The 26,153-nt window shown below is 66.9% G+C and carries 21 protein-coding genes and 1 tRNA gene; 8 read left to right on the top strand and 14 right to left on the bottom strand.

Annotated features, from left to right (window positions below):
• Nucleotides 1–181: 181 nt before the first annotated feature.
• From ACSF9G_RS06645 to ACSF9G_RS06635, 3 genes are all read right to left on the bottom strand, one after another.
• On the bottom strand, nt 182–1,030 hold the full coding sequence (locus tag ACSF9G_RS06645; RefSeq protein ID WP_436639781.1) for an alpha/beta fold hydrolase: 849 nt from the start codon (nt 1,028–1,030) through the stop codon (nt 182–184).
• Nucleotides 1,017–1,259 carry a DUF1127 domain-containing protein gene (locus tag ACSF9G_RS06640; RefSeq protein WP_436639779.1) on the bottom strand — a complete coding sequence of 81 codons (243 nt, stop codon included), beginning with the start codon at nt 1,257–1,259 and terminating at the stop codon, nt 1,017–1,019. The genes ACSF9G_RS06645 and ACSF9G_RS06640 overlap by 14 nt, the downstream gene beginning before the upstream one ends.
• A 205-nt stretch (nt 1,260–1,464) precedes the next feature.
• Complete coding sequence (locus tag ACSF9G_RS06635) at nt 1,465–2,259, bottom strand: ion transporter (protein ID WP_436639777.1); 795 nt, start codon at nt 2,257–2,259, stop codon at nt 1,465–1,467.
• Between the two features lie 192 nt (nt 2,260–2,451).
• Here ACSF9G_RS06635 and ACSF9G_RS06630 point away from each other — a divergent pair, with 192 nt between their 5' ends.
• Together ACSF9G_RS06630 and ACSF9G_RS06625 are read left to right on the top strand one after the other, a co-directional pair.
• Nucleotides 2,452–2,943: a hypothetical protein gene (locus ACSF9G_RS06630; RefSeq protein ID WP_436639775.1), complete on the top strand. Its 492-nt coding sequence runs from the start codon at nt 2,452–2,454 to the stop codon at nt 2,941–2,943.
• A gap of 107 nt (nt 2,944–3,050) precedes the next feature.
• A complete protein-coding gene (locus ACSF9G_RS06625) occupies nt 3,051–3,383 on the top strand; it encodes a phage tail protein (protein ID WP_436639773.1) in 333 nt (110 codons plus the stop codon).
• A gap of 84 nt (nt 3,384–3,467) precedes the next feature.
• Here ACSF9G_RS06625 and ACSF9G_RS06620 read toward each other — a convergent pair whose 3' ends face one another.
• Nucleotides 3,468–3,677: a hypothetical protein gene (locus ACSF9G_RS06620; RefSeq protein WP_436639771.1), complete on the bottom strand. Its 210-nt coding sequence runs from the start codon at nt 3,675–3,677 to the stop codon at nt 3,468–3,470.
• A 271-nt stretch (nt 3,678–3,948) separates the two neighbouring features.
• Between ACSF9G_RS06620 and ACSF9G_RS06615 the strand changes: the two genes are divergently transcribed.
• Nucleotides 3,949–6,360, top strand: coding sequence for a metallophosphoesterase (locus ACSF9G_RS06615; RefSeq protein WP_436639769.1), 2,412 nt, complete (start codon nt 3,949–3,951; stop codon nt 6,358–6,360).
• Between the two features lie 139 nt (nt 6,361–6,499).
• On the opposite strand, the gene ACSF9G_RS06610 is transcribed toward ACSF9G_RS06615, so the two are convergent.
• The 4 genes from ACSF9G_RS06610 to ACSF9G_RS06595 all read right to left on the bottom strand — a co-directional run bounded on the left by ACSF9G_RS06610 (nt 6,500) and on the right by ACSF9G_RS06595 (nt 12,909).
• Nucleotides 6,500–7,810 carry an O-acetylhomoserine aminocarboxypropyltransferase/cysteine synthase family protein gene (locus ACSF9G_RS06610; RefSeq protein WP_436639767.1) on the bottom strand — a complete coding sequence of 437 codons (1,311 nt, stop codon included), beginning with the start codon at nt 7,808–7,810 and terminating at the stop codon, nt 6,500–6,502.
• Between the two features lie 148 nt (nt 7,811–7,958).
• Nucleotides 7,959–8,726, bottom strand: a complete 768-nt coding sequence (locus ACSF9G_RS06605; protein ID WP_436642059.1) for a response regulator — start codon at nt 8,724–8,726, stop codon at nt 7,959–7,961.
• Nucleotides 8,726–11,455 carry a PAS domain S-box protein gene (locus ACSF9G_RS06600; RefSeq protein ID WP_436639749.1) on the bottom strand — a complete coding sequence of 910 codons (2,730 nt, stop codon included), beginning with the start codon at nt 11,453–11,455 and terminating at the stop codon, nt 8,726–8,728. The genes ACSF9G_RS06605 and ACSF9G_RS06600 overlap by 1 nt, the downstream gene beginning before the upstream one ends.
• Nucleotides 11,456–11,829: 374 nt before the next feature.
• A complete protein-coding gene (locus ACSF9G_RS06595; protein ID WP_436639746.1) occupies nt 11,830–12,909 on the bottom strand; it encodes an adenylate/guanylate cyclase domain-containing protein in 1,080 nt (359 codons plus the stop codon).
• A gap of 415 nt (nt 12,910–13,324) precedes the next feature.
• On the opposite strand from ACSF9G_RS06595, the gene ACSF9G_RS06590 reads away from it, so the two are divergent.
• Nucleotides 13,325–13,401 (top strand) — tRNA-Pro (locus ACSF9G_RS06590).
• 380 nt (nt 13,402–13,781) lie between these two features.
• Here the strand turns inward: ACSF9G_RS06590 and ACSF9G_RS06585 are convergent.
• The 5 genes from ACSF9G_RS06585 to ACSF9G_RS06565 are packed head-to-tail and all read right to left on the bottom strand — an operon-like array spanning nt 13,782 to nt 20,222.
• Nucleotides 13,782–14,930, bottom strand: coding sequence for an acyl-CoA dehydrogenase family protein (locus ACSF9G_RS06585; protein ID WP_436639741.1), 1,149 nt, complete (start codon nt 14,928–14,930; stop codon nt 13,782–13,784).
• A gap of 13 nt (nt 14,931–14,943) precedes the next feature.
• Entirely contained in the window at nt 14,944–16,938 is a 1,995-nt protein-coding gene (locus tag ACSF9G_RS06580; protein WP_436639739.1) for an acetyl/propionyl/methylcrotonyl-CoA carboxylase subunit alpha, read from the bottom strand.
• Between the two features lie 2 nt (nt 16,939–16,940).
• The gene (locus ACSF9G_RS06575; protein WP_436639737.1) at nt 16,941–18,533 is read right to left on the bottom strand and encodes a carboxyl transferase domain-containing protein; all 1,593 of its coding nucleotides are present in this window, start codon (nt 18,531–18,533) and stop codon (nt 16,941–16,943) included.
• A 7-nt stretch (nt 18,534–18,540) separates the two neighbouring features.
• Nucleotides 18,541–18,855, bottom strand: coding sequence for an AtuA-related protein (locus ACSF9G_RS06570; protein WP_261614919.1), 315 nt, complete (start codon nt 18,853–18,855; stop codon nt 18,541–18,543).
• A gap of 2 nt (nt 18,856–18,857) precedes the next feature.
• Entirely contained in the window at nt 18,858–20,222 is a 1,365-nt protein-coding gene (locus ACSF9G_RS06565; protein WP_436639735.1) for an acyclic terpene utilization AtuA family protein, read from the bottom strand.
• A 288-nt stretch (nt 20,223–20,510) separates the two neighbouring features.
• Between ACSF9G_RS06565 and ACSF9G_RS06560 the strand changes: the two genes are divergently transcribed.
• The 4 genes from ACSF9G_RS06560 to ACSF9G_RS06545 are packed head-to-tail and all read left to right on the top strand — an operon-like array spanning nt 20,511 to nt 24,046.
• Complete coding sequence (locus ACSF9G_RS06560; protein WP_436639733.1) at nt 20,511–21,302, top strand: enoyl-CoA hydratase/isomerase family protein; 792 nt, start codon at nt 20,511–20,513, stop codon at nt 21,300–21,302.
• A 28-nt stretch (nt 21,303–21,330) separates the two neighbouring features.
• Entirely contained in the window at nt 21,331–21,816 is a 486-nt protein-coding gene (locus ACSF9G_RS06555; RefSeq protein ID WP_436639731.1) for a MaoC/PaaZ C-terminal domain-containing protein, read from the top strand.
• Complete coding sequence (locus tag ACSF9G_RS06550) at nt 21,813–22,955, top strand: acyl-CoA dehydrogenase family protein (RefSeq protein WP_436639729.1); 1,143 nt, start codon at nt 21,813–21,815, stop codon at nt 22,953–22,955. The genes ACSF9G_RS06555 and ACSF9G_RS06550 overlap by 4 nt, the downstream gene beginning before the upstream one ends.
• The gene (locus tag ACSF9G_RS06545; RefSeq protein WP_436639727.1) at nt 22,952–24,046 is read left to right on the top strand and encodes an NADH:flavin oxidoreductase/NADH oxidase; all 1,095 of its coding nucleotides are present in this window, start codon (nt 22,952–22,954) and stop codon (nt 24,044–24,046) included. The genes ACSF9G_RS06550 and ACSF9G_RS06545 overlap by 4 nt, the downstream gene beginning before the upstream one ends.
• A 40-nt stretch (nt 24,047–24,086) precedes the next feature.
• Here ACSF9G_RS06545 and ACSF9G_RS06540 read toward each other — a convergent pair whose 3' ends face one another.
• Nucleotides 24,087–26,060, bottom strand: coding sequence for a TRAP transporter permease (locus tag ACSF9G_RS06540; RefSeq protein ID WP_436639725.1), 1,974 nt, complete (start codon nt 26,058–26,060; stop codon nt 24,087–24,089).
• Nucleotides 26,061–26,153: the final 93 nt, after the last annotated feature.

Here is a 26,153-nt window from a genome sequence, read left to right as displayed (position 1 = left end):
CGTGGACGCCCCCCAGATGAATGGGCCCGGAGCGAACGGGGCCGGAACGGCGGAATTCTAGCACGAAAGAGCCCCGGATCCTGACGATCCGGGGCTCAGGTCGCGTGCCCGCGTTCCAAGGGAGCGGTGACGGGCACGACAGGGACTTTCGGGAGCGGACCCGGCTCGACCGTCAGTCCTTTCAGGCGGCAGCGTGAATCGGTGCCCCCATCGGAACCCGAAATGGCGACCGCGGCTTGTCGAGCCAGCGGTCGATCAGCTTCAGGCTTTCCGTGCCATGGGTGACCGGCATCATGTGGCCGGCGCCGGCGACGGTGACGTGGTCGACCACGGGAAGCTGCGCGGCGAGCGTCCATGACGTTGCCAGCGCGGCGCCGGTCGAATTCGCCCCGGCGACGACGAAGGTCGGGATATCGAATTGGCGCAGCGCGCGCAGCGGCATGTCGTCTGCGGCGCCGGCGATGAAATTGCGGGACACGGTCGCGGCTTGCGCGGCGAAGGCGCGCCGGCGATCCTCCGGCAGGGCCTGCCAGGCGCCGGCGCCGTTCCAGTAGTCGACGAAGCGGTGCATGGCGGTTTCCGACGTGTTCGCCCTGGCACCATCTGCGACGACGCGCGCGATCGCGTCGATCTCGGCCCAGGCCTCGGGCGTGCCGATCTCGGGGTCCTTCAGGATGCGGAACAGCGTCGGCTCGAACAGCATCAGGCTGCGTACGCGCGAGCGGTGCTCCCAGGCGAAGCGCAGGGCGACCAGGCCGCCGTAGGAATGGCCGACGAGATCGAAGGGCGCCTCGAGACCGGCTACCGCGCCGGCCAGCACGTCGACGTCATCGGCGAGGCGGAACGGGCGGTCCCCGGTCCAGGCCGGACGCGCGCCGTAGCCGGTCAGATCCGGCGTCAGCACGGCGAACCGGTCGGCGAGCGCGCGGCGGACGCCCTTCCACATACCGCCCGACGACAGCGAGCCGTGGACGAGAACGACGGGGCGCCCGCCGGCCCGCGGCCGGACCGGAAGGTCAGAAGCCGCCATGACCGCGATCCTTGAAACCGTGCACCTCGCGCGCGGTGGCATACAGCGTCGAGCGGCACAGGCCGATATCGGTCAGCATGCGGTCGTCGAGCTCTCTCAGCTCGACGAGCGCCTGGCGCATGCGGCACCAGCGGCGGACCATGGCAAACGTGGAATGGACGAACTGACCGGCGCCGAAGAGGCTTGGGCTCTGCGGCCGTGCCAGTCCGAAATATTCGGCGGTCGTCATCGTAGTCTCCTTTCAAGGTTCAGCGAGGCAACGGCATCACCGGGGACATCACTGGGTGCATCTTCGCGGGTATCTCCGCGGCGTCGCTTGCGATGCCGTGCATCTCGGCGGCCTTTCTAGGGACCGCCTTTTTCCGGATGACGTCCGCGGCCGAGAAAATTGTTGCAGTTGTAAGCGGTGTGTTTCAGGCCCGTAGCCGGCCGGCTCAGCGGCCGGCGCCGGCTTTCCCCGCCAGTTCGGCGATTTCGGCACGCATGGCGCGCAGCTCGGCGATGATCACCTCCTGCTCGTTCTGCAGTTCGGCGCGCGAGGCGACCGCCTCGGCCTCGTGCTCGGCCTGCATGGCCGAGACGATGATGCCGATGAACAGGTTGAGCACGGTGAAGGTGGTGCAGATGATGAACGGCAAGAAGAACGCCCAGGCCATCGGATAGACTTCCATGACCGGGCGGACGATGCCCATCGACCAGCTCTCCAGCGTCATGATCTGGAACAGCGAATAGGCCGACGCCGGGATGGTCCCGAACCAATCGGGAAACGAGGGACCGTAGAGCTTGGTGGCGATCACCGCGAAGACGTAGAAGATCAGCGCCAGCAGCGCCATGATCGAGCCCATGCCCGGCAGGGCGCCGACGAGGCCGCCGACGACGCGGCGCAGCGACGGCACGACGACGATCAGGCGCAGGACACGCAGGATGCGCAGGGCGCGGAACACCGACAGGCCGGCGGTGGCGGGCACCAGCGAAAGCCCCACCACGACGAGATCGAAGATGCGCCAGGGATCGCGGAAGAAACCGGCCCGGTAGACGGCGAAGCGGGCGAGCAGCTCGACGACGAACACGCTCAGGACAGCCCGATCGAGAAACACGAGCAGATCGCCGGCCCGCTCCATGGCGACAGGCACGGTCTCCAGGCCGATCGTAATCGCGTTGACGATGATGAGGACGGTGATCACCACTTCGAAGCGGCGCGATTCAATGATGGACTTCAAGGACGGCATGGAGGGCTTTCGGGCGGGAACGACGACCGGCTATTTGGGCAGCGTCCGCCCCGTCCGCAAGACGGTGGTCCCCCGCCATTTCCGAAACCCTCCGCCGGGCAATCGACGCGGCGCGATCGCGGTGACGTCCGATTTACCCTTCCCGGCTAGTTTCGCCGTCCCACCTGCCGATACGGCACCTTCATTCCACCCGTGTTCCTCACCAACCGCTCAGACAAATCCACCATGAATCGCATTCACACGATCAGTCTCGCGCTTGCGCTGCTGCTGCCGTCGGCGACAGCGGCAACGGCGGAATCCGGCGCACCCAAGAACGTCCTTCTCAACGGCACCACGGCGGCAACGGCCGCGCGGTCGGAGACGGGCTGGTGCGCCGTCGCTTCAGGCCCCTCGACGTTCGAGGTCGAAGGCCGCAAAGCGGTCAATGTGTCGTTGGACGACGTGAGCTATCAAAACGAAAACGCCTTCTACGCGGTTTCCGGGATGGCCCGGCTCAAGTTCAAGACCGCGACGACCGGCACCTTGCACTTCGATTTCGCGCGCGATCTCCCGAAAGGCGTACGGCAGCCGACCTTCTCGAACTACAAGGAGCGCTATTCGTGGCGCGCGGGGCGTCTCAAGTCCACGTTCCGCCTGAATTTTCCGGACTGCTCGGTGCCAGTCAAAGCCATCTATCGAGACTGACGCTCCCCCCATCGTATGCCGCACATCGTTGGCCCGCATCGTAGGCCAGCATCGGGTGCCCCCTGTCGGACGCCCGCCCGCGGCGGCCGTGACACAAGGAATGAACCATGAAGATCAGAGCCCTGATCGTCGCGAGCCTCGCCGGCGCGAGCCCCCTCGCCGGCGCGACCACCGCACACGCCCAATCCGCCGACCCGATCGTCGGGGAGGTCCGGACCTTCGCCGCTGACTGGTGTCCGAGAGACTTCCTGCCGGCGGACGGACGCCTCCTCCCGGTCGGCGGCGTCTACGTGAAGCTGTTCAGCCTCTTCGCCAACAAATTCGGCGGCGACGGCCGGCGGACCTTCGCGCTGCCGATGCTGAAGCCCGAGGTCGACGTCAACGAGAAGACGCTCATCCGCTGCATCGCCTACGACGGCCAATATCCGGCGCGGCCGTAATGCGGCGCTTCGGGTCGGGCGTGGCGCGGGGCGCGGCGGCCATCGATCGCCCCGCCGGGCCTGCGCGATCCAATGCCTCATCGGTCAGTCGCGCGGAACGATCGCGCCATAGATGTCGTCGCGCCCCTTGCCGGCGGCCTCGCCCGTCCAGGTGATGGCCAAGCCGCCGGTGGCTAGCGTGGCGGTGAAGGTCACTTCCTGGCCCACAGCGCTGGGGGTCAGCGTGCTTTCGACCCGGGTGGTCGTCGGGCCTGCAAGGGCTGCATTGGCCGCGACCATCACACCGAAAAGCAAGACGGCCCCCTGCCCGAGCGGCAGCCGCAAGCACATCCGCGCCAAGTCCTGATATCAGGCGACAGAACCGGTCGGACGAGCGGCGAACAAAACCATGCGGTTAATTGCCTGTTAATCCAAAAATACCTGTCAGGTTAAGTAATCAGGCATGGTGAAAGCGGCAGGTTCATCCCGGAGTGGCCGACCCGGCTTGCCATTTCCCCGTCGCGTGCCAGAGTCGCAAGAGGGGCCGGCGGGATGGCCCCTCCGATATGGACCGGGGGTGGGTCAGGTGCCAGAAGGTGGCGCACCGAACGATGAAACCGGACGCGCGCGTTCGTCAGGACGGCGCTGGCATGTCCGCCTGACGCGCGCCAGCATCGGGATCGGGCTGATCGCCATCAGCGTCGTGGCGCTCGCCGCACCGCTTGCGACCGGCACATGGTCGCTGCAATTCCTCGGCCTGCTTCCGTTCGCCGTCGGGCTGACCGACCTCTATTCGACGATCGCCAACCCGGCGCTCAGGTCGCGCCCGGCGGCCTACGCCTCCGGCCTCCTGGCGCTTGCGGTCACGTTTCTCCTGTATGTGAGCCCCGGACTGGTCGTCACCGGAATCGTCGTGCTCCTGATCGGCGTCCTGGTGCTGGACGGTGTCGTGAAGCTCGGCCAGGCGCTGTCGCGCGGGGCGCCAGGCCGGTCGCGCACGGTGCTCGCGGTCAATGGCGCCTCCAGCCTGGCGCTGGCCGCGGCCGGCTGGCTGCTATGGAAGGCGGTCAGCGTCGACGCCGCGATCGGGGTGGCGATCGCCGGCTACACGGCGATGGCGGGCTGGCGCCTGCTGGCTTCGCCGACGGTGCCGACGGCGGCGGAAACCGACCGGGGGCTGGACGTCCATCCGGACCCGGGGCTCGCTCTCGGCCCGCAGGCCCTGTTCGCGCAAACGCGCGCGCGCCTTGCCCGGAGCGCGCCAGCGACGCGGCGCGCCGACGTCTACTGGCTGGCGACCATCGGCCTCGTGCTGTTCTTCACCCATGTCGCGCGGATGCGAACCACCGACACCTGGCTCGGCATCGCCTCGCCGTTCGTCGCCACCTTCGGCGACATCATCATGGCGGTCGGGCTCGGAGCGCTCGTGATCCTGCCCCTGCGCCTCCTCTGGCGGCGGGTCAGCCGGCCGCTGGAGCGCAAGGCGTGGCGCCTGAGGATCGCCGGCGAGGACCGGCAAATGGCGCCCTTGCCGCGCCGGCTGCTGCGGGCCTGGACAGACGCCCGCTTCGCCTTCTCGGCCATGCTGCGGGAGGCGCGGGCCTCGCTGCCGGCCACTTTCGGGCTTGCCATCCGGCTGGGGCTGCCCCTCGCCATCCTGTTCGCCGCCGTCAATCCGATCTGGGGCTTCAGCTGGTACTTCAACACCGAAAGCTGGGCGAGCGCCTTCTATCAGAAGGTGACGGAGCTGCGCGTCGACATCTGGCGGGAGCGGATGATCGATGCGGTGGAACGCGCCTATCCGGGCGATCGCGACGGGCTGTTCGCGGTGCATCCGCCCGGCATCGACGAAGGCGACTTCAGCTTCATCGTCATCGGCGATACCGGTGAAGGCGACCCGTCGCAGTATTCGCTGGTCGACCGGTATCTCGACCTTGGCCGGCGCGACGACGTGAAGTTCCTGGTGATCTCCTCGGACGTGATCTATCCGGCCGGCGCGATGGTCGACTACGAGGCCAATTTCTACATGCCGTTCAAGGGCTTCACCAAACCGATCTACGCCATTCCGGGCAACCACGACTGGTTCGACGCGCTGGAGGGCTTCAACGCCAACTTCCTCGAGCCGAAGGCGGCGCGCCTGTCGCTGTCGGCGCGCGCCGACGCCGACATGAACCTGACTTCGACGGACAGGAGCCGGATCGACCGGCTGCTGGACCGCGCCGAACGGCTGCGCACGCTCTACCGTATCGACAACGACCATCAGCGCGGCGCCTTCTTCGAGATCCAGACGCCGGACTTCGCCATCGTCGCCGTCGATACCGGCATCCGGCGCACGATCGATCCGCGGCAGCGGGCCTGGCTCGAAGCGGCGCTCGCAAGGTCGCGCGGCAAGTTCCTGATGGCGATCGTCGGTCACCCGCGCTATGCCGCCGGCGTCGACACCAGCCTCGGCGATGCGGACTTCGCGGCCCTGTACGCCATGCTGGAGGATGCCGGCGCGCGCGTCCTGATGGCCGGCGACACGCACACCTTCGAGTACTACGCCGAGGAGACGGCGCCGGGCGAAGACCCGATCCACCATTTCGTCAACGGCGGCGGGGGCGCCTATCTGAGCATCGGCGGGGCACTGGCCTGGCCGGACGATCCGCCGGCACGGACCTGGGGCTTCTATCCCAGCCGCGCGGCGATCCGGCTCAAGCTCGACGAGGAGACGCCGGCCTGGAAGCAGCCGTTCTGGCAATGGATCAAGCGGTTCGGCGCCTGGCCGATCCAGATCGAGACCCTGTCGGGCATGTTCGACTTCAACAACGCGCCGTTCTTCCAGAGCTTCATGGAGGTGCGGGTCGAGCGGTCGCGCAACCGGGTCGTGTTCGCGCTCCACGGCGTCGACGGGCCGGTGCCGCGCGTCGATCTGCAGATTTCGCCGGAGGGCTGGGCGTCAGGCGATCCCGGCGCGCCCGTTGAGTTCGTCGTGCCGTTGTCGGCGCCGGACGGCTAGGCGCTGGCCGGCCATCCGACCGGCTTGGGCAACGGGGTCCCGAAATCCGGGGAAGCCCCGGATGGAAGCCCGGACCGTCCGGCGGCAGGCGGCGTCGCGATGCGCATTCCGACGCCGACGGTCCGGGCCACAGGACGGATCAGGCCGCGCGGGCCTGACCCGAGGTCGCCGCATCCAGGGCCTGATCGAGATCGGCCAGAATGTCGTCGATATGCTCGATGCCCACCGACAGGCGCACGTAGCCCGGCGTGACGCCGGCTGCATGCTGCTCCTCGGGCGTCAATTGCTGGTGCGTCGTCGAGGCGGGATGGATCGCCAGCGTCCGCGTGTCGCCGATATTGGCGACGTGGTAGATCAGCTCGAGCGCGTCGATGAAGCGCTGGCCGGCCTCCATGCCGCCGGCCAGCTCGAAGCCGACCAGACCGCCATAGCCGCCGGTGAACACCGCGTCGGCGCGCCGGCGCGCCTCGCCGGTCATCCGGCCGGGGAAGATAACGGTCGAGACGGCGGGATGCTTGGCCAGATGCTCGGCGACCGCCTCGGCGTTGCGGCAGTGCTCGCGCATCCTCAGCGGCAGCGTCTCAAGCCCCTGGATGAACTGGAAGGCGTTGAACGGGCTGACCGAGGCGCCGAGGTCGCGCTGCAGGGTGACGCGGGCCTTGAGGATGTAGGCGATCGGCCCCAGCGGCTTGACGGCCTCGGTCCACACCGCGCCGTGATAGCTCGGGTCCGGCTGGTTGAGCATCGGGAAGCGATCGGCGTGCTTCTCCCAGTCGAAGCGGCCGGAATCGATGATGATGCCGCCGATCGAGGTGCCGTGGCCGCCGACATACTTGGTGGTGGAGTAGACGACGATGTGGGCGCCGTGGTCGATCGGACGGCACATCACCGGCGCGGCGGTGTTGTCCATGATCAGCGGCACGCCGAGTTCGTCGCCGATGGCGGCCACCTCCTTGATCGGAAAGGCGATCAGCTTCGGATTGGGCAGCGTCTCGGCGTAGTAGGCGCGGGTGTGATCGTCGGTCGCCCGGCGGAACGCCTCCGGATCGGCGGGATCGACGAAGCGCACCTCGATGCCCATCGCCTTCAGCGTGTTGGCGAACATATTCCAGGTGCCGCCATACAGGTCGGTCGAGGAGACCACGTTGTCGCCGGCGCGGGCGATGTTCAGGATCGCCAGGGCGGAGGCCGCCTGGCCGGAACTGACGGCCAGCGCCGCGGCGCCGCCCTCGAGGGCCGCCATGCGCTCCTCGAACACGGCCGTCGTCGGGTTCATGATGCGGGTGTAGATATTGCCCAGCTCCTGGAGCGAGAACAGACGCTCGGCATGGCCGGTCGAGTCGAACTCGTAGGACGTGGTCTGATAGATCGGCACGGCGACGGCGTTGGTCGCGGGGTCCTTGCGATAGCCGGCATGAATCGCCAGCGTCTCGGGCTTCATGGTGGTCATAGCGGTTCCCTTCATTTTCTTGGGCGGAGAACGGGCGCCCCGAAAACGAAGACGCCCCGGCAATTACCGGGGCGTTTTTCGTAGACCGAGGTTTCGGTCGGATGTCCGAAACGCGCGACTTTGTTTCTGCGCGGTAACAGCCGGGCGGCTATCCGGCCAGCGCGAACATGTAGCCGGCGCCGCGCACGGTCCTGATGACCTGCGGCTTGGCCGGGTTTGACTCGACCTTGCGGCGCAGCCGGGCGATGCGGATGTCGATCGAGCGATCGAACGGCTCCCAGCCGCGGTTGTGGGCCATGTCGAGCAACTGGTCGCGGCTGAGCACCCGGTTGGGATGCTCCGCGAAGGCCCTGAGCAGGTCGAACTCCATCGCCGTGATCGGAATGTCGGCGCCGTCCGGCCCGCTCAGGCGATGCGCGTCGGTATCCAGCGTGCAGTTGCCGAACTTCACCTGCTGCGGCGTCTCGACGGCATCGGTGCCGCTCTTCGCGGCCCGCCGGGCACCCCGGCGCAGCACCGTCTTGATGCGGGCGAGCAGTTCGCGCAGGTCGACGGGCTTGGCCAGATAGTCGTCGGCGCCGAGTTCCAGCCCGACGATGCGGTCGACCACCTCGCCGGCCGCCGTCACCATGACGAAGGCGACATCGGTATTGGCGCTGAGGTGGCGGGCGATCGACAGACCGTCCTCCTCGGGCATGGCGACGTCGAGCAGCACCAGATCGACGGTATCGGTCTCGAGTAGGGCGCGCAGCGTGGCGCCGCCGTCGCAGCGGGTCACGCGGAAGCCCTTCAGTTCCAGGTACTCGCCGACAGTGTCGCGGATATCGGCCTCGTCGTCGACGACAGCGATGTGCTGCATGGCTGCCGGCGCGAGCATGGCCGAGCGCGGCGTCGCCGCGATCTCCAGTCCGGTCATCATGATGCGGTCTCCTCACTCGTCTGATCGGCTTCGCGCAGCATCTGCTGCACGAGGTCGCGTACGTCCTGGGGGACGATCGGCTTCTCGATGTAGGGCCGCTCCGATTCCTGCAGGAAGCTGCGGATCCGCGCGCTCATCGTGTCGCCGGTGATGAAGGCGACGCGCGGCACCATCTCGGAGCGGGCTTCGCGGATGGCGTCGAACATGGCGGGACCGTCGATATCGGGCATGCGCAGGTCCGACAGCACCAGGTCGAAGTCCCGCAGCTCGATCCGGTCGAGCGCCTGGCTGCCGGAATGGGCGATCTCGACCTTGTGGCCGTCCTCCTCGAGGATGTCGGCCAGCATCTCGGCGACCGCGACCTCGTCGTCGACGACGAGGATGGCGGCCCTGGCGGTTTCCGCCTCGTGGGGGATATCGCCTTCGGCGGGAACGGTGCCCATGCGCGTCACGGGCAGCCGGATGACGAAGCTGGCCCCGCCGTCGTTTCCCGTTTCCACCGAGATCGTGCCGCCGTGGGTGGTGATGATGCGATGGCAGAAGGCGAGGCCGATGCCGGTGCCCGAGCCGACCTGCCGGGTGGTGAAGAACGGCTCGAAGATGCGCGAGCGGATAGGCTCGGGAATGCCGGGGCCGTTGTCCTTGATCTTGAGGACCAGCTCGCGGGTCTGCTCGCGATAGCTGGTGATGATCTTGACGCGGCGCGGGGCCTTCGAACCCTCGAGCGCCTTCTGGGCGTTGAGGATCAGGTTGGTCAGTACCTGATTGAGCTGGTCGGCGTCGCCCCAGACCATCGGCAACTCGCGGCTCAGCGACAGGCGCACGTCGATGTCGGCGGCGCGCAGCGAATAGCCGGTCACCTCCATGGCGAGTTCGACGACCCGGTTGAGGTCGACGGGACGGCGCTCCATCGGTTGCTGCCTGGCCATCGCGAGGAAGGTGCGGACGATGCGCGAGCAGCGGTCGGCGGCCCCGCCGATCTTGGCGGCGCGCTCGGCGATCGTCTTGTCGTTGGCGGTTTCCTTGAGCAGCAGCGCCTGGCCGACGACCACCGAGAGCGGATTGTTGAGCTCGTGGGCGACGGACGCGAGCAGCTCGCCGAGCGCGGCCAGCTTCTCGCTCTGGTGCAGCGCCTCGCGCTGGCGGGCCATCTCTTCCTGAACGATGCGCTTCTCGGTCAGATCGTAGACCGATGTGACGACGCAATCCTGGCCCTTGTAGTCGATCAGGCTCGCCGAGATCGATCCCCAGAACTGCTCGCCGTCCGCCCGGCGCAGCTCCACCTCGAAGCCGTCGATGCCGCCGTCCTCGCGCAGCGTATCGAGGAAGTGCTGGCGATCCTCGCGGCTGACGAAGATGCCGGCCGTGTAGCTCTCGCTATCGGCGCGCGGCCGCCGGAACAGCTCCTTGGAGGCCGGGCTCTCGTAGATGATCATGCCATCGTTGGCACGCACCAGGCCGAGCGGCACCGGGCAGGCCTCGACGGCCATGCGGATCACCGACTCGGAGGCGTGCATGGCCTGCTCGGCCTGCTTCAGCGCGGTGATATCGGTGCGGATCGTGACCATGCCGCCGTCGGCGGTCGGGAACGACGACACGAGCCGCCATTCGCCATTCTTCATCTCGAGCTCGGAGGGCGCCACGTCGGGATTTCCCAGGCGCTCGGCGACCATCTCGGCGTGGCGGTCGCTGCCGTCGACGCTCACGCCGTTGAAGCGGCGCAGCTTGCGATAGAGCCGTGGGACAAGCTGGTGCCGGTCGAGCCCGATCAGTTCGTCCGGGTCGACGCCGTACGGCTCGGCGAACGCGTCGTTGCACAGCACGATGCGCTCCTCGGCATCCGAGATCGCGAAGCCGGCGGGAAGGCTGTCGACGGCATCGCGCAGCATCTGGGTGAGACGGCGGTGGGTCGCCTCGGCCTCGGCGCGCTCGGACAGGTCGCGGATCTCGGTGACGACGAACATTTCGGAGCCCGCCAGAACGCGCCGCATGCGGATCTCGGCGGGAAAGGTCGAGCCGTCACGACGCAGAACGTCGGTCTCGAAGCAATCGGGCATGGTCGAGCCCGCAACGCCCTTGCGGTAGGCCGCGAAGCTCTTTCTGCGGCGCTCGCGCACCGGCTCGGGCATGGTCAGATCGCAAAGCAGCACGCCCTCCGCCTCGTGGGCGCGGTAGCCAAGCATTTCCTCGGCGGCGGGATTGAAATCGATGATCAGGCCGTCGCGATCCGTGGTGATGACGGAGTCGACCGCGGCATCGACGATGGCGCGATGGATCGCCTCGGCGCGGACCAGATCGGCCTCGGCATCCTTTTCCGCGGTAATGTCGATGATGCAGCCGACATATTCGCCGCGAGGGTCGCCGGGCGTGGTCAGCCGCTGCTGGTCACGCATCCAACGGTAGTCGCCGTCGGGCGTCCGCAGCCGGTATTCCTGGCTCAGCGCGCCGTCTTTCTGGACCCGATCGACGGCGGCGTCGTAGCCGGGCAGATCGTCGGGATGCACGCGATCGCGCCAGATCGAGGCGGCGCCGACCATCTCTGATGGCGTCCAGCCGATCACCGACTGGGCGTTGGAGCTGACGAAGCGAACTGTGTCGGAATTGGTGAAGGCGCCGAGATACAAAACCGCGGGAGACTGAGACACCGCGAAATCGAGCAGCATGCGGTTTTCGTCGCCGCCGACGCAGCCGACCTTGCCGACGTCGCCTTCGCAGGCGCCGCTCATGTCGCGTCCGCCCGCGTCGGTTCCGCGCCCGTCGGGTCGGGGTGCGTCGGTTCCGGACGCGTCGGTTCCGGGCGCACGGGCCGAGGCCCCGGCGCGATCGGACGCATCCGGTCGAAGTCCCTGCGCTTCCAAAGGTACGAACTCCTCACACGCAAGCCTTTCGCTCACGCAATTGCCGAGCCTCATGCCCTGGCACCCGCGGTACGACCCGTCCTGTACGACAGTTTTCTTTCAGATCGGCGTCGCGCGGCTTTGGAATTGTTTCAATTGTTTCAGGACCTTCGCCGCCCCGACAATCGACACGACAATCGACAGGGCGGCCAACGGGGCGGCCAACGGGCGGCCAACGGGGCGACCGACGCGGATCGCCAGGGCTAATCCGCGTCGATCCTGTAGACGGGAACGGTGCCCTTGCCTTTCAGCGGGATGCCGTCGAGACGGGTCGCGTCGGCGCGGCCGGCGATCCGATCGAAGGCGTCCTGGCTCAGGTAGACGGCCGATTCGTCGCCCAGCCCGGACAGGCGGGCAGCGACGTTCACCGGGTCTCCCCAGGCGTCGAAGCTGAACTTCGAGCGGCCGACCACGCCGCCGACGACGGGGCCGAAGCTGATGCCGACGCGCAGGCGCCAGCCCGCCGGGTTGTCCGCTGCGGCGGCGACCATCGCCCGCCCCGCCCGCACCGCCGCCATGACCGGGTCGCCATGGGGCACCGACATGTTGGCGGTCGCCATGACGCCGTCGCCGACGGTCTTGATCTTGTCCAGCCCGTGCTCGGCGAGGCCCCATTCGCAGACCTCGATGAGCCGGTCGAGATTGGCGACCACCTCCTCGGCGGAATGGGTCTCCGAGTAGCGGGTGAACTGGACGATGTCGGAGAACAGGACGACGACGTTCTCGTAGCGGCGCGGGGCGACCGTACCGGTCAGCTTCAGCTCGCGCAGGGCGGCCGTCGGCAGCACCACCTCCAGCAGGCTGTCGGCGCGGGCCCGCTCGCTCTCGATCTCGGCGAGCTGCCGCTCCATGCGGGCGAGATAGGTCGCCTCCTGGTCGCGCCAGCGCTTCTTCTGCAACGAGCCGGAGATCCGCGCCTTCAGCAGCACCGGATTGAACGGCTTGGGCAGATAGTCGTCGGCGCCGAGCTCGAGGCAGCGCACCACGTTGACCATGTCGGACAGCGCCGAAATCATCACCACCGGCAGCATGCGGCGGCGCGGGTCGGCGCGCAGCCGGCGCAGCACCTCGAAGCCGTTCATCGCGGGCATCTGCACGTCGAGCAGCACGACGTCGATATCCGTGGCATCGAGGACCAACAGGGCCTCCTCACCGTTCGAGGCGGCGATGCCGCGACAGCCGATGAAGTCCAGCTCGTCGAGCAACAGCTCGCGGTTCGCCTCGTCGTCCTCGACGACGAGCACAACCGGTTCATGCCGCGGCTCCAGCGCGATGGCGTTCATTTTCCCGATCTCCAAAACCATGCCGCCCCGGACCTGGGCCGCCCGCAACCGGGCGGCGCCAGGACAGAGCACCCCTACCAGGTGGCCGGGGGCGGTTCGCCCCAAGCGCGTCCACGGTCGGTTGCGCGCCGAACCTGCGCCGGACCGCCGGGATGACCGTCCCGCGCGTATCCGATCCGCATACCGGCGGCGGCGTGCGTGCCGGCCTTAATGGGGTGGTTCGGTATCAGAAAGATTTTGCGCGTGTTTCGATCCTGTTTCAGTCGAAGGACGGGGCGACCGGCGGCGAGACGGGGGATTCCGGGAGGATCGCGCCGGCCCGCGCGCGGCCAGACACCGAACCACCACACAACGTCCGAAAAAGGCGGGTTGCGGCAGCCAGAACGGGCGGCTATATAGCGGCTCACCAGCGGTACGGAGTGTAGCGCAGCCTGGTAGCGCACCTCGTTCGGGACGAGGGGGTCGCAGGTTCAAATCCTGCCACTCCGACCAATTTTTCCCGGGGTTTTTCCAAGAGCGAAAGACCCATACTGAAAACGCCCCCCAGAAGATTGCCCCAGAATCAAAAACGCCTCCCTTGGAGGGGTGGCGATGGCATTTGCTTACTTCTGTCGACCGGCAGAACATGATCTGCCTGCGACAAGGTGGGTCTGGAAGTTGGGATCGGTCATTCCGCAGGCCGCGCCGAACGGCCGGAACCAAGCGAAATCGGGCTCCTGCGACCGCTGTCGCTACCCGGTCAGCGCAAATTGTCTCGTGGATGCCGCCGCCAGACGGGCAGCGCCCTGCCCTGAGCCAAGATGTCGTCCGGACCAGTGCCCTGGACGGTCTATTCGCAATCCACTCGAAGAGATCGGGATGCCAAAACCGCGTTAGGCACCGGCAATCATGTTGCGGGCGATGACGAGTTGCTGAATCTGGCTCGTCCCCTCGTAGATCCGGAACAATCTGACGTCGCGATAGAACCGTTCAACCGCGTAGTCCGCCATGTAGCCGGCGCCGCCATGTATCTGAACCGCCCGATCCGCGACGCGGCCGACCATCTCCGAGCAGAACAGTTTGCAGCAACTGGCTTCCAGCGAGACGCTCTCGCCGCCATCCCGCCTGCGGGCCGCATCGCGGACCATGGATTGGCCGGCATAGAGCTCGGTGCGGCTATCGGCCAGCATTGCCTGGATAAGCTGGAATTCCGCGATCGGCTGGTCGAACTGCTTCCGTTCCAGCGCGAATGCGAGCGCATCGTCGAGAAGCCGCGTGGCGGCGCCCGCACAGATCGCGGAGATGTGCAGCCTGCCGCGGTCCAGCACCTTCATGGCGGTTGCGAAGCCGCGCCCGGGAACGCCACCGATGATCGCGGATGCGGGCACCCGGCAATCCTCGAAGAAGACGTCGGCGGTCAGCGCCCCGCGCTGCCCCATCTTCCGGTCGGGCTTGCCGACGGTCAGCCCCGGCGTATCGGCTTCCACCAGGAAGGCGGAGATGCCCTTGGCGCCTTTCACATCGGGCTCGGTGCGCGCCATGACGGTGAACAGGCTGGCGACCGGCGCGTTGGTGATAAAGCGCTTGGTCCCGTTGAGGACGTAGTCGTCACCGTCGCGCCGGGCGGACAGCGAGATCGAAGCCGCGTCCGATCCGGCATCGGGTTCGGTCAGTGCGAACGAGCTGATCATCTCGCCGGAGGCCAGGCGCGGCAGCCAATGCGCCTTCTGCTCCGGCGTTCCGTCGATCACGATGCCCTGCGACCCGATTCCGTTGTTGGTGCCGATCAGGGAGCGGAAGGCGGGCGCGGCGCGCCCCAGCACGAAGGCGATCTCCACCTCTTCCGTCATCGTAAGGCCGAGCCCGCCATGCTCCTGCGGGATCGACATGCCGAACAGGCCGAGGTGACGCATCTCCTCGACGATTTCTGGCGGAATCGCGTTCTCGGCCTCGACGCGGGGCTCCGCCGGGATCAGCCTCTCCTCCACGAAGCGCTGCATGGTGCCGATGAGTTGCGCAAGGGTTTCGCTATCGAGTGCCAATCGCCTGTCTTCCTTAGCTGACGGCCATGCCGGATTCTTCAAGAAGTCGTACAAGGACCTGGCCTGCGCGCACCTGATCGCCCGCCGCGCAGCAGACCTCCCCGACGACGCCGTCGCGTGGCGCGACGACGGGATTTTCGAATTTCATGGCCTCGACCACGGCGACGACGTCGCCCCGAGAAACCGCGGCTCCCGCGACGACCGAAAGTGCCACGACGACGCCGGGCATGGGCGATTTCGCCTCGTCGCCGCCGTCGCCGGCCGTGTCCTGGCCCGCGGCAATCCGGTCCACCAGGACCCGTGTGCCGGCGAGTGTCAGATCGACCGCGCGCGCCGTGACCTGCGCGCACCAGCGCTGCCGGCCCACCGTGCCGGTCACCAGATCGTCCTGCCGGCGCGCCATGACGATGCGACTGACGGGTTCGCCCGTGTCTTCAGGCTGGATCTCGATATTCGCGCAGTCGCCGTGGAGCGCGTTCAAGTGGGCGACCCGGCTCTTGCCCCCGACTGAAAATGCGATGCGCCCCAAGGGCGCCCGTGCATCGAGTGTCGCCCGATCAAACGGAGCGGGGCGGGTCCAGGGCGAACACGCCGAACGCGGTTCGGTCCGGGCGGCGCAGACGACCGCGGCCGCGGCAGCCGCGATGGCGTCGGCGGGATCGACCGTCGGCATGATCCGCGGCAGCTCGGAATCGATAAAGCCGGTGGACGCGGTTCCGGCCACCACTTCCGGTGTTTCGAGCAGCCGGCGCAGGAAGCCGAGGTTGGTGGTGATGCCGGTGATCGCGGTCGCGTCGAGCGCCGTCGTCATAGCCGCGATCGCGGCCGTCCGGTCGGCGGCATGGACAACGAGCTTCGCGATCATCGGGTCGTAGTCGGGCGGCACCGTGGTGTCGTTCTCCACGGCGCTTTCGACGCGAACGTTCGGCGGCCAGCAAAGCCGGGCGACGCGGCCGGGCGACGGACGGAAGCCCGCCGCCGGATCCTCGGCATAGAGGCGACATTCGATTGCATGTCCGCGACTTGCGATCTGCGCTTGAGTGAGCGGCAGGGCTTCCCCCGCCGCGACGCGCAACTGCCATTCGACGAGATCGAGGCCCGTGATTTCCTCGGTCACGGGGTGCTCGACCTGGAGGCGCGTGTTCACCTCGAGGAAATAAAACCCGCCGTCGGCGCCGACGATGAACTCGAAGGTGCCTGCATTGCGATAGGCCAACGCGCGGGCTCCGCGAAGCGCGGCATCGATCATCGCGTCGCGCAGGTCGCCCGGCAGGTTCGCGGCCGGGGCCTCCTCGACGATTTTCTGGTGGCGGCGCTGAAGCGAGCATTCGCGCTCGAACAGGTGGACGACGTTGCCCTGGCCGTCGCCGAATATCTGCACCTCGATATGGCGCGGATCGCGCACGAACCGTTCCACCAGCAGGCGTCCGTCACCGAAGCTGGAGCGCGCCGTCCGGATGGCCGATTCGATTTCCTCGCGGCCGTCGCCGCTTTCGACAACCGCCATTCCCTTGCCGCCGCCACCGGCGACCGGCTTCAGGAGGGCCGGGTATCCCGTCTGCGCCAGAAGCGCCGCGATGGTATCGGCGTCGTCGCTGGCCTCGCTGGAGCCGGGAACGACCGGCACGCCTGCCCCGGCCATGATCGCCTTCGCGGTGGCCTTGTCGCCCATGTCGGCGATCGTCTTCGGAGCCGGACCGACAAAGGCAAGCTCTGCCAACTCCACGGCGTCCGCGAACGCGGCATTCTCCGACAGGAACCCGTAGCCGGGATGCACGGCGTCGCAGCCTGTATCGAGCGCTGCACGGATCAGCTTCTCTCCATTGATATAGGAGAGGGCCGCCGGGGCGGGACCGATCGGCACGCGTGCGGCGGCGCCGCGAAGATGCGGCGCGTCGCGATCGGCGTCGGAGTAAACGGCTACATAGTCGATGCCCATCCGCCGACAGGTACGGGCGACACGCCGGGCAATTTCGCCGCGGTTGGCGATCAGGACGCGCTCGAACATCGTTACATCCGGAACACGCCGAAGCGCGTCTCCTGCTTCGGCGACGCGGCAGCCATGGCAAGCGCGAGCGTCAGCCATTCGCGTGTGTCTTCAGGATCGATCACCGCATCGACCCACAGCCGGGCGGCGGCATAGACAGGATGACTGGCGCGCTCATAGGCGTCCCGCACCGGGGCCTCGAACGTCTGGCGGTCCTCCTCGGTGAAGCTGCGGCCGGCCTTATGCAATTGCGCTTCGCGCACGAGGCTGAGCACCGTGGCGGCCTGCTCTCCCCCCATGACCGAGGTGCGGGCATTGGGCCACATCCCCATCAGCCGGGGGCCGAACGCGCGGCCACACATGGCGAAGTTGCCCGCGCCGTAGCTGCCACCGATGAGGAGGCTGAACTTGGGCACCCGCGCGGTGGCGACCGCATTGACAAGCTTGGCGCCGTGGCGGGCGATGCCGTCGGCCTCATATTCCTGACCGACCATGAAGCCGCTGATGTCGTGCAGAAAGAGCAGCGGGACATCGCGCTGGCAGCAAAGCTCTACGAAGTTCGTGGCCTTCTGGGCGCTTTGCGAGAACAGGACGCCGTCATTCATGACGATGCCGACGGGATAGCCGCCGATCGCGCCGGTGCCGCAGATGATCGTCTGGCCGTAGCGTGCGCGATACTCGTCGAGGCATCCGGCGTCGAGCAGGCGCTCGAGGATGTCGCGCCCCGGGATGCGCAGACGGCTGTCCGACGGGATCAGCGCGGCCATGCCGGAGGCGGGATGGAGCGGTTCGCGGGGTGGCAGCGGCGGGGCCGGCAACGGCTGCGCGGGCTTTCGTGCAACGACCGCACGCACCAGGGCGATCGCATGGTGGTCGTCCTGCGCGAGATGATCGGCGACGGCAGAGCTGGCGGTATGGACGTCGGCGCCGCCCAGCGTTTCGGCATCGACGACGACGCCGGTCGCCGCCTGAACAAGCTGGGGTCCGCCGAGAAAGATGGTGCCAGTGCCGCGCACGATCACGGTCTCGTCGCACATAGCCGGAATATACGCGCCGCCGGCCGTGCACGAGCCCATGACCGCTGCAATCTGAGGCAGGCCCATCGACGACATCTCGGCGATGTTGCGAAAGATACGGCCGAAATGATGCTCGTCGGGGAAGATGTCTTCCTGCATCGGCAGAAAGGCGCCGCCCGAGTCTACGAGGTAGATCGAGGCGAGCCCGTTCTCGCGCGCTATGTTCTGGGCGCGAATCTGCTTCTTCACCGTCAACGGATAGTAGGTGCCGCCCTTCACCGTCGCGTCGTTCGCCATGACCATGACGAGGCGGCCTTCGACCATGCCGATGCCGGTTATGATGCCGGCCGACGGCACCGCGTCGTCATAGACTTCATGGCCGGCGAGTTGGCCGATCTCCATGAAGGGCGTGCCGGGATCGAGCAGATGCGAAATGCGTTCGCGCGCGGTCAGCTTGCCACGCGCGCGGTGGCGGGCGACGGCATCCGGCGGCCCGCCGGCGATGGCGGTCCGACGCGCCGCGTCGACCGCTTCGCTATGCCGCTCGTAGCCCCGCGCGATCGCGGCGCCCTGGTCCGCTATGGATGCGGCACCAGTCATTTTCCACTTACGCTTGGTCGACGACGGGCAGGCGGAGCAGACCGTTGCCCATCGCCTTGCCGGTCTGGTCCAGCCGCAACGTGCGCGTGGCACCGCCGCCCAGTGCGCCGCGCATGATGACAACAACGGCTTCGATGTTGTCCATCGGATAGATTTCAACCTCACCTTTCACCCAGTCGCCAAACAGCGACTTCACGCTCTGCGGCGTGAGGCTGCGCAGGAGTGCGGGATAATGTTCCGGCGCGCGGGCGATGACGCCGACGGACGCCACGTCCCCCTTGTCGCCGGAACGCACGTAAGCGATGTCGCGAAGAAGCTTCATGGTCATGCCTCCAGGATCTCGGCAGTCTGGGTGACGAAGGATCGGGGCACCAAGGTCGGCCACAGACCGTAGACCGGGCGCGGCTTGATCGGAGTGCCGAATGCCGTACCGCCGGGACCCATGATCCACAGCTGGGAGCAAGCCCGGCGGACCTTTTCCGCTTCGGCCCTGGTCTCGGTGTGAACCGCGACGCGGAGGCCTATCTCAGCCGGATCGTGGTCCGGTGCGGGCGAGGCAGGTCCGTGCAGCATGTCGACGCCGACGAAGTCGAAGTGCACGGCATCGGACTTGAGCCCGAGACGCTCGAAGCGCTCCGTGAGGGTCTGTTTCGCCTTTTGCGCGCGCTCCAGCGCGTAAGGCCAGGGAAAGAACAGCATGCCCTCGCCGATCCAGCCGTCTTCATAGCCCACGACGAGCTTGAGCTGATCCGGGCGGGGACGGCCGGTCATGTTGGACAGGTGGACCCGGTCGGGGCCCTCCTCCGCGATCCGAACGGTGGTGAAATCCGCGACACCGTCCGGCATGATGTAGCGCGACGGATCGCCGATTTCGTAGACGAGATGTTCCTTGACCGTGAACGCGTCGACGTGACCGCCGGACCCATCGACTTTCGTGATTACGGCGTTGGCGTCCTCTCCGAACTCGATGATCGGAAACCCTGCCCGGCCCATGTTGGGCATCTCGGCAAAGCGCGAGGACATGCCGCCCGTTGCTGCGGCGGCGCACTCCACGATGTGACCGACCGTGATGGCCGCCCCTATGCGATCGGAATGGGCCTCGTCGTAGCACCAGCCGAACTCATGCATGATCGGGCCGACATACAGGGCGTTGTCGGAAACGCGGCCGGCGATAACGACATGGGCACCCTGCTCGAGCGCCGAAACGATGGCGGAACCGTCCGTGTAGACGTTGGCGGCAACGACACGGTTCCGGATGCCGACGAAGTTGTTCTCACCGGTGTCCAAATTGGTGAGGTCGGTGCCGGAGGCGACCAGTTCGTCCAGCCGGGGCAGAAGATCGTCGCCTTCGATTACAGCGATGCGCGTACCGCTGAGGCCTAGCTCGCGGGCAACCTCGCGGATGCGCTCGGCTGCCGCGCGCGGGTTCGCGCCGCCGCCATTGCAGACGATCCGCGTGCCCGACTGACGCGCGAGCGGAAGAAGGGCCCGCATGTGGTCCGGCAGATCGGGGATGTAGCCGGCCTTGGGGTTCTTCAGCTTCTGACGCTGAAGTAGCGCCATGGTCAACTCGGCCAGGTAGTCCATCGAGAGGTAGTCGAGATCGCCCTTCTCGAGCAGCTCGACCGCCGGATCAAGCGCGTCGCCCCAAAAGCCCGAGCCTGCGCCGAGCCTTACGTGTTTCGTCATCCGGTGCTCCCGATTCTTCCGAATTGCCCCCGACATCCCTGTCCGAACGGGCCGAAATGCGAGCCGGCCTGCCCTCTCTGACGGGTCGTAGACAGACCGGTTTCTTGTCATGCGAAAGATGGGGCGTCAACAGTTTTTCGAAAATCCGTTCCGCAAGGTGGAAATTTGATTGACCCTTTCCAGCGGCCTCGACTAAGTTCCGGGAAAGGCCCTGGCACGGGCCTCGACGGGCGGCGAATAGATGCTGTCCTCGGAGAAAAGACGACGGCGTGGGAAGGCGCGGATGGCATGCAGGACGCGGAGACGAATGCGCCCGTGATATTCGGCGTCGAAGACGGAATCGCGCGCATCACGCTGAACCGGCCGGATCGACGCAACGCCATCGACGTCGAGACCGCCAATCGGCTGACCGCCCTGTGGCGGCAGGTCGAGGAGGACACCTCCATCCTCGCCGTCGTCGTCGATGCCACCGATTGCGGGACGTTCTGCGCCGGCATGGACCTGAAGGACATGGCGGCGATCCGCGCCGCGGGCGACGATCCGCTGGACCGCATGGAGGATCCGTTCCAGGCAGACATGCGGGACGTCACCAAGCCGATCGTCTGCGCCCTTGTCGGCCATTTCGCCGGAGCCGGCATGCTGATTGCGATGGGGGCCGACATCCGGATCGGTCTCGCCGGCTCGGTGGCCATGATCTCGGAGGCGCGTTTCGGGCGGGGCACATCGTGGGCGGTGCCACTCCTATGGATGCTGCCGCAGCCGGTGCTTACGGAAATGATGCTCACCGGCGATCCCGTCTCCGTCGAGGACCTGGCCCGTCACGGCTTCGTCAATCATGTCGAGCAAAGCGTTGCCGATGTCCGTACCCGGGCAATGGCACTGGCGCGACGTATCGCGGAGAACGCGCCACTATCAGTGCGCGCGGCCAAGGCGAGCCTTGCGGCGGGCATGGATCTTGGCTGCGCCGAGGGCCTTGCCAAAGCTGCCGAACTCCATCGCGCGGTCTATACCAGCGAAGACGCGGGCGAAGGCGCCCGCGCCTTTGCCGAGAGGCGCAAGCCGCGCTGGTTGGGTCGCTGATCCAGCCCCTAGCATCACGGGAGACACTATGATCGATCAGACATTCGGCGAACTGGAGGTCGGACAGGTTCGCACGTCGCGCGGGCGCACGCTGACGGAGACCGACGTCGTCAATTTCTGCATGCTCACCGGCAACTGGCTGGAAATCCATTCCAATGTCGAGTTTGCCCGTGAAGCGCTCTACGGCCAGCGCCTCGTGCAGGGCTCGCTGGTTTTCTCGATCGTCAACGCGCTCATGCCGTTCGATGCCGGCGTGGTCGAGGTCTTCTATGGCGTCGACCGCCTGCGCTTCCTCAAGCCGAGCTTCATCGGCGACACCGTCTGGGCGCGCTCCGAGATCATCGCCCTGCGCCCCAAGAAGGACGGTGCCGGCGTGGCGACCTGCGAGTTGCTGGGCGTCAATCAGCGCCGCGAGACGATCCTGCGCTGCGAATTCAGCCTACTCATCCGCGGCGAACGGCTCGAGCCGGCCGCCAGCGATCCCTTTGCCGAAATGGAGTTTGCCAAGTCATGAACTTCCTCAACAGCGAGCAGCGCGCCTGGCACGAGACCGTCGACCGCTTCATGGAAAAGGAGGTGACGCGCGAGTACATCCGCGAGCACGACATGGAGCGGGCCTATCCCTACGAGGCCTACGAGAAGATCGCCAACGAGGGCTGGCTGAGGCTGCTGATCCCCGAGGATCACGGCGGCTTCGGCGGCGACATTTTCGATTATGCGCTGATGTGCGAAGGGCTCGGCAAATTCGGCTTCGACTTCGCCACCTCCGTGCTGGTGCCGACCTTTACCGCGATGAACATCGTGAAATTCGGCTCCGATACGCAGAAAGAAACCTATCTCGAGCCCTTCATGAGCGGCGCCATCCGCTTCTCGATCTCGATCTCGGAGCCAAGTGCCGGCTCGGATGCGGCCTCCACCCGCACCCGCGCGCATCGCGACGGCGACGAGTACGTGATCAAGGGCCAGAAACTGTGGTGCAGCGGCGCGGCCGCCCGCGACGTCAAGATCGCGATGCTCGTGCGGACCGATCCGGAGGCGGCCAAGCACAAGGGGCTGTCCGTCATGATCGTCCCCAATGATACGCCCGGCCTCGATATCCGGAAGCTGCCGACGCTCGCGCGGCGGTCGACGGGTACGACCGAAATCTTCGTCGACGATGCCCGCGTGCCGGTCGCCAACCGGCTGGGCCATGAGGGACAGGGCTGGGAAATCATCACCGACCATCTCGAACTGGAGCGTATCGCGGTGGCGGCGGCGTATGTCGGCAATGCGCAGACGGCGGTCGACGACGCGCTCGGCTATGCCCATGAACGCGTTCAGTTCGACCAGCCGATCTTCGACTTCCAGGTGATCCGCCATATGCTGGCCGACATGCAGACACAGGTGGATGCGGCACGGTTGCTGGTCTACCGGGCGGCGGAAGTGGCCGCGCGCGGCGAGCCGTGCGGCAAGGAAGTGGCGATGGCCAAGCTGTTCGCCTCGGAAACGCTGCAGACCGTTTCGCGCCAGGGCATGCAGATCCTGGGCGGACATTCCATGCTGCCGGAGGCCGATATGGAGCGCTATTTCCGGGAAGGCATGCAGTGCACGATCGGGGGCGGCACGTCGCAGATTCAGCGCGCCATCATCAGCAAGGCCATGCGCGCCAGATGACAGAGGGCTTGTTCGAGCCCTTTGCGCTCCGCGATCTGCGGCTCGCCAATCGTGTCGTCGTCTCGCCCATGCAGACCTATTCGGCACCGGACGCGGTGCCGACGGCCTGGCACCGCACCCATCTGGCCCGCTTCGCCCTAGGCGGAGCGGGCCTCGTCATGACAGAGGCCACAGCCGTCAGTCCGGAGGGACGCTCCACCGATGCCGATCTCGGCATATGGAGCGAGGGACAGGCCGGGCCCCTCGCCGAGCTGGCCGAAGCGGTCCATGGCTGCGGCGCGGCCATCGGCATCCAGCTTCAGCATGCCGGGCGCAAGGCATCGACTTCCGCGCCGTGGCAGGGCTTCGCTCCCGCTCCGATCGCGCCAGGCATGGAGGTGATCGGGCCGAGTGCGACGCCTGCGGCCCAGGGTGGCCACGTGCCGCGTCAGATGACCGAGGCGGATATGGAGAGGCTGGTCGCGGCCTATCGTGATGCCGCCCGGCGAGCCAACGATGCCGGGTTCGACCTCGTCGAGATCCACATGGCGCACGGCTACCTGCTGCACAGCTTCCTGTCGCCGCTTTCCAACCTGCGCACGGATTCCTATGGCGGCAGCCTCGAGAACCGGGTGCGCTTTCCGCTTCGCGTGGTGGCGGCGGTTCGGGAGACCTGGCCGGCGCAGAAGCCCCTCGCCTGCCGGATTTCCTCCGTCGACGGCGTCGATGTGGGATGGTCGCTCGAAGAGTCCCGCTATCTCGCCGCCCGGCTTCGCGAACTGGGAGTCGATCTGGTCGATTGCTCGTCGGGCGGCATGATCCTGCCGCGCAAGGAGATGCTGGTGCCGCGCGGGCCGGGTTTCCAGGTTGGCTTCGCCGCGGACCTACGCGCCACAGCGGACATCGCCACCATGGCGGTGGGCGGCATCACGGAAGCGGCGCAAGCCGACGCGATCGTACGGACCGGCAAGGCCGATCTCGTCGCGATCGGACGACAGATGCTGGTAGAGCCCAATTGGGCACTTCACGCGGCGAACGTACTCGACGATCGCCCCTTCGAGCGCTGGCCGACCCCGTTCGGCTGGTGGCTGGCGCGCCGCCAGCGCACCTAGGGCGGTCGCCGACCCGACGGCGCCGCTTCGTTTCCGTCCCCTACAGTCTCTTGTCCAGAGCCGCCCGGCCCGTCGGGGGCAAGGCCCGGCTGGATGTCGTCCGCCAGCGGCTCAGAGCGGCCACGACGACGACGACGGCAATTCCGGCCGCGTCGCTCCAGACAGCGGGATAGAACAGCATCGCACCGCCCGCATACAGCGCGATCCGCATCGGCCAGGCCAGCAGCCCGAGCAGGTAGCCCGCCGAGGCGCCCGTGATTGCGATCACCGCGAGCGCCGTCATCGCCGTATTGTGAATGATGTCGAAAGCGCTGCCTTCCATCAGCACGCCGGTGCGGAAGATGAAAAGGAACGGAATGAGATAGAGCGCGATGGCCATCACAACGGCATGTCCGGCGACGCGCCAGAAGTTCTCGCCCGCGATGGATGCTGCGGCAAAGACACTGGCGCAAACCGGTGGTGTGATCGCCGACATGATGGCGAAGTAGAAGATGAACATATGGGCGTTGAGCGGCTCGATTCCGAGCTTGATCAGAATCGGGCCGGCGACCGCAGATGCGAGAATGTAGGAGGCCGTCGTCGGCACATCCATGCCCAGAAGAATAGCCAGTACGGCCGTGAATATCAGCACGAGCACAAGGCTGTCGTCGGAGAAGGACAGGATGAGGCTGGAGATCTTGACGCCGATTCCGGTGGCCGTCAGCACCTTCACCACAATCGCCGCGCAGGCGAGCAGAACGGCGACCATGGCGATGGCCTTGCCGCCATCGTAGAGACCCTTGAGTATCTCGCGCACGAGCGTGCGGTAGGTGGCGCCGAGCTTGTGCGGCTCCCCGTCGATCAGGCACCTCAGCGTGCGCAGCACGAACAGGGTCCCGATCAGAACGACGACGGCGACGGAGCCGGCCAGCGTCGGCGTGAAATCGCGCGCCAGCATGACGATGAGGCTCACGACCGGCAGGTACATCGGAAGCGCGGTGAAGGGGTCAGCGAGGTCCCGCCATTGCGGCATCTCACTGCGATCCAACGGGCGGATGTCGAGGCGCCGCGCGCGCATTCCGATGCTGAACCACAGCACCAGGAAGTAAAGCAGCGCCGGGATCAGCGCGGCCGTCATGACCTGCGAGTACGGAATGTTGAGGATCTCGGCCATGATGAAGGCGCCGGCGCCCATCACCGGCGGCATGATCTGGCCTCCGGCTGACGACACGGCCTCGACGGCGGCGGCGTAGCTCCCGCTGTAGCCGGAACGTCGCATGGTCGGAATCGTGACCGGTCCCATGGCCATGACATTGGCGACGGCCGATCCGGTGACCGTGCCGAACAGGGCGGACGAAACCGTGCAGACCTTCGCCTGGCCGCCATAGCTGCGGCCGGCGATCATGGTCGCGAGCTTGATGAAGATCTCCGTTGCGCCGGTGCTGAGCAGGAGCGCCCCGAGGATGATGAAGATCGCGATTACCCGCGTCCCCATATCGACCATATAGCCGAAGATGGCTTCGGTGGAGGCGTAGTAGGTCTCCACGAACGTCAGGGTGGAGACGCGCGGCGGCTGCCATGTGCCGGAAATGACGCCGTGTCCGAAGTAGTAGTAGGCCAGGCCGATAACGGCCAGCACCGGTAGGAACCACCCGATCGTGCGGCGCGCCGCCTCGAGTACGAGGCCGATCGTCGCGATGCCGAGCACGATGTCCCAGGTGGTCAGTTCCACCATGAAGTCGGACAGGCGCTTCGAACTGAAGACGATATGGAAGCAGACGTAGTAACCGGCTGCAGCCAGGAGGACGTTGACGATGACTGCGACGGTCGGCCTGCCCTGTCCGAGCCGATTTGCCGCCGTCAGCAGAAAGACCGATCCGAGCCCGAGGCCGAGAAAGATGCCGCGCTGGACCAGAGGCTCCATCATTCCGAAGAATGACGTGTAAATCTGGAACAGGGCATATGTTACGAGGACGACCCGCAGCAGCGCGTTGATCGCCTCGTGGAACCTGCGATCAGACCAAGCGTCGACCATGTTGGTTTTCCGGCGTGGAACTGTCGGTGAATGACGGCGACCGCTCGGGGCGCCTAGCCCCGGAGCGGTCGCTTGTGGTCGGAATCCGGCGCG

Origin of the sequence: Microbaculum mangrovi, assembly GCF_051390635.1 — a bacterium.
Classification (GTDB): domain Bacteria; phylum Pseudomonadota; class Alphaproteobacteria; order Rhizobiales; family Tepidamorphaceae; genus Microbaculum.
The sequence above is the reverse complement of the archived record's forward strand: the minus strand, read 5'-3'. Positions and strand labels throughout refer to the sequence as shown.

Coding starts and splice junctions, on each gene's coding strand:
- ACSF9G_RS06645 (WP_436639781.1), bottom strand. CDS start 1,030: ATGGCGGCTTCTGACCTTCCGGTCCGGCCGCGGGCCGGCGGGCGCCCC.
- ACSF9G_RS06640 (WP_436639779.1), bottom strand. CDS start 1,259: ATGACGACCGCCGAATATTTCGGACTGGCACGGCCGCAGAGCCCAAGC.
- ACSF9G_RS06635 (WP_436639777.1), bottom strand. CDS start 2,259: ATGCCGTCCTTGAAGTCCATCATTGAATCGCGCCGCTTCGAAGTGGTG.
- ACSF9G_RS06625 (WP_436639773.1), top strand. CDS start 3,051: ATGAAGATCAGAGCCCTGATCGTCGCGAGCCTCGCCGGCGCGAGCCCC.
- ACSF9G_RS06610 (WP_436639767.1), bottom strand. CDS start 7,810: ATGACCACCATGAAGCCCGAGACGCTGGCGATTCATGCCGGCTATCGC.
- ACSF9G_RS06605 (WP_436642059.1), bottom strand. CDS start 8,726: ATGACCGGACTGGAGATCGCGGCGACGCCGCGCTCGGCCATGCTCGCG.
- ACSF9G_RS06600 (WP_436639749.1), bottom strand. CDS start 11,455: ATGAGCGGCGCCTGCGAAGGCGACGTCGGCAAGGTCGGCTGCGTCGGC.
- ACSF9G_RS06595 (WP_436639746.1), bottom strand. CDS start 12,909: ATGAACGCCATCGCGCTGGAGCCGCGGCATGAACCGGTTGTGCTCGTC.
- ACSF9G_RS06580 (WP_436639739.1), bottom strand. CDS start 16,938: ATGTTCGAGCGCGTCCTGATCGCCAACCGCGGCGAAATTGCCCGGCGT.
- ACSF9G_RS06575 (WP_436639737.1), bottom strand. CDS start 18,533: ATGACTGGTGCCGCATCCATAGCGGACCAGGGCGCCGCGATCGCGCGG.
- ACSF9G_RS06570 (WP_261614919.1), bottom strand. CDS start 18,855: ATGAAGCTTCTTCGCGACATCGCTTACGTGCGTTCCGGCGACAAGGGG.
- ACSF9G_RS06565 (WP_436639735.1), bottom strand. CDS start 20,222: ATGACGAAACACGTAAGGCTCGGCGCAGGCTCGGGCTTTTGGGGCGAC.
- ACSF9G_RS06560 (WP_436639733.1), top strand. CDS start 20,511: ATGCAGGACGCGGAGACGAATGCGCCCGTGATATTCGGCGTCGAAGAC.
- ACSF9G_RS06555 (WP_436639731.1), top strand. CDS start 21,331: ATGATCGATCAGACATTCGGCGAACTGGAGGTCGGACAGGTTCGCACG.
- ACSF9G_RS06550 (WP_436639729.1), top strand. CDS start 21,813: ATGAACTTCCTCAACAGCGAGCAGCGCGCCTGGCACGAGACCGTCGAC.
- ACSF9G_RS06545 (WP_436639727.1), top strand. CDS start 22,952: ATGACAGAGGGCTTGTTCGAGCCCTTTGCGCTCCGCGATCTGCGGCTC.
- ACSF9G_RS06540 (WP_436639725.1), bottom strand. CDS start 26,060: ATGGTCGACGCTTGGTCTGATCGCAGGTTCCACGAGGCGATCAACGCG.